At 61.5% G+C, this 2,381-nt stretch carries 1 protein-coding gene and 1 pseudogene; both read left to right on the top strand.

From position 1 onward, the window contains the following. Positions 1-380: 380 nt before the first annotated feature. Positions 381-1,043, top strand: coding sequence for a TetR family transcriptional regulator (locus ACOQFP_RS04140; RefSeq protein WP_045840684.1), 663 nt, complete (start codon positions 381-383; stop codon positions 1,041-1,043). Positions 1,044-1,186: 143 nt separating this feature from the next. Continuing rightward, positions 1,187-2,254 (top strand): annotated as a pseudogene (locus ACOQFP_RS04135) (IS1380 family transposase); the annotation flags it as partial. Positions 2,255-2,381: the final 127 nt, after the last annotated feature.

Below are 2,381 nucleotides of genomic sequence, written 5' to 3'. Positions count from 1 at the left end.
GGAACGCGCTGCAGTATCAACCGACACGACCGCTGAGTCGTTGACACCTCAGCTCGAAAGCGCCTAACATACAACACAACTCGTTGATCATGAACCGGATGGTTCACCGATCCGAATTACACCACCCCATGGGGCACTATCTTTTCTGACGCCACACGCCGGCAGTTGTGCCGAGTTGCATGCTCTGCGTTCGCTGCACGCCGCTCGGGAAACCTACCGAAAGAACAGATGAGTTCTTCGTAGGTGTTCGGCTCACCGCTGCGCCTGGTTCGTTCGCCCGCAGATAACGCCACTGGTCGCATCGCTGGCAGCATCGACGCGCTGGCGACAGCGACATCATCTCCCACCACCAATGTCCGAACGCGCCTAGACTTCTATTCATGAGTTCCGTCCACACTGCGCGCCCTGATGGTGGCTACCGGACAGCGGCAAGCACTCTCCTTCGTGCGACCGCGTTAGACGCATTGAGCGCTCTTCTGCTGCGGCAGAGCTGGAAGTCCGTGACCATGTCCGAGGTCGCGAAGGAAGCCGGTTTGTCTCGACAGACCATCTATAACGAGTTCGGGTCCCGGCGCGGTGTGGCGGAGAGCTACGCGATACGACTGACCGATCAGCTGGTCAGTGTGGTGGACGATGGCCTCTACACTTGCGTTGGTGATATCAGATTGGCGCTCGGCCGAGGCTTGGCTGCGTTTTTCGCCGTCTCCGAACGTGACCCATTGGTCAGATCGCTACGAGAAGAAGACGCATCCGCAGACCTCCTGCGGCTCATTACTGTTCACAGCACCCAGCTTGTCGAGCGAGCCGCAGATCACCTCTCTGCCACATTTCAGCGATGCTGGGTGCAAGCCCCGAAACGCCAAGCCGATATCCTGAGCACGTCCATCGTTCAGATGGCCTTGGCGTATGTCTCACGGCCCCCGACTGACGCAGCCCAGACCGCCACCGATATCGCAGACCTACTCGCTCCGTACATCGAGGGGTTCCAAGATTTTCAAGCCAATCCAGAGTTGAGCAAGACGACTCGATTCGGTCGACCGTAGCGACAGCGGTGTAGCGCCGCTAGCCTCGGGCTTTCACGCCGGTAGGTAGGCGAGGCGTGTCAGAACAGAAGAATGGTGCTCTGAGCTGCAAGAATTCGACTTGCGAAGGTCCAAATTCATCCATCACGAGGAGCACCATTCTGGTGAGCAAGTCTACGTCGCCGTACCCCGCCCTGTCCGTCGATGCCACCGGAACCGGTGTCGTGTCGCATGCCGGAGCGGTGACACTGCTCCGCACCGCCGACGTCACCGGACTCACCACCACCCTCTCACACAGCTTGTCGCCATGGCGGAAACCATTGGCGCAGTTCGATCCTGGGAAGATCGTCACCGACCTCGCAGTGTCATTGGCGCTCGGTGGAGACTGCCTCGCCGACATCGCGGCCCTGCGCGAACACAGCGCAGTGTTCGGAAAAGTGCCCTCCGATCCGACCGTGTCCCGTCTGATCACCGCGCTCGCCGCAGATACACCCGCAGTGCTCACCGCGATCGACACCGCTCGCGCATCCGCTCGCGCCGCGGCATGGGAACATGCCGGCGAACACGCACCCGATCACGACATCACTGCGCAGAACCCGATCGTCATCGACCTCGATGCCACCCTCGTCACCGCGCACTCGGACAAGGAATCTGCAGCCCCGACCTACAAACGAGGCTTCGGGTTTCATCCCCTGTTGGCGTTCGTCGACCACGGCACCGGCGGCACCGGTGAACCCGTCGCATCTGTCCTACGGCCCGGCAACGCCGGATCCAACACCGCAGACGATCACATCGCAGTGACCCGAAACGCATTGGCACAGTTACCGAACGCACACGCTACCCGGCCCGGAAAAAAAGTCCTCGTCCGTACCGACGGTGCCGGAGCCAGCCACAAATACCTGACCTGGCTACACAAGCGAGGAGTGTCGTATTCGATCGGGTTCGGACTCACCGACGCGATGGTCACCGCCCTCTCCGACGCCCCCGAAGATGCCTGGTCGGTCGCCGTCGATGCTGCGGAGCAGGTCCGCGACGGTGCGTGGGTCATCGACGCCACCGGCCTGCTCGACCTCACGACGTGGCCGGCCGGGATGCGCGTGATCATCCGGAAAGAGCGCCCGCATCCCGGAGCGCAGTTGCGGTTCACCGACACTGACGGTCTTCGATTGACCGCGTTCGCCACCAACACCGTGCGCGGTCAGGTCCAAGATCTCGAACTGAATCACCCCAGGTTTGATGCCGCTTCCTTCTGAGTCAGGAAGGATGAGCACATGCCCAAGAAAATCGATCCGGAGGTCCGCGCGAGGGCCCTGCGGTTGCTCGCGGACCACGGTGCGGAATACGCGTCGTTGACAGCGG

The organism is Rhodococcus sp. MALMAid1271, assembly GCF_049195265.1.
In the GTDB taxonomy this organism is placed as follows: domain Bacteria; phylum Actinomycetota; class Actinomycetes; order Mycobacteriales; family Mycobacteriaceae; genus Rhodococcoides.
This window is presented reverse-complemented; position numbering and strand designations above follow the sequence as displayed.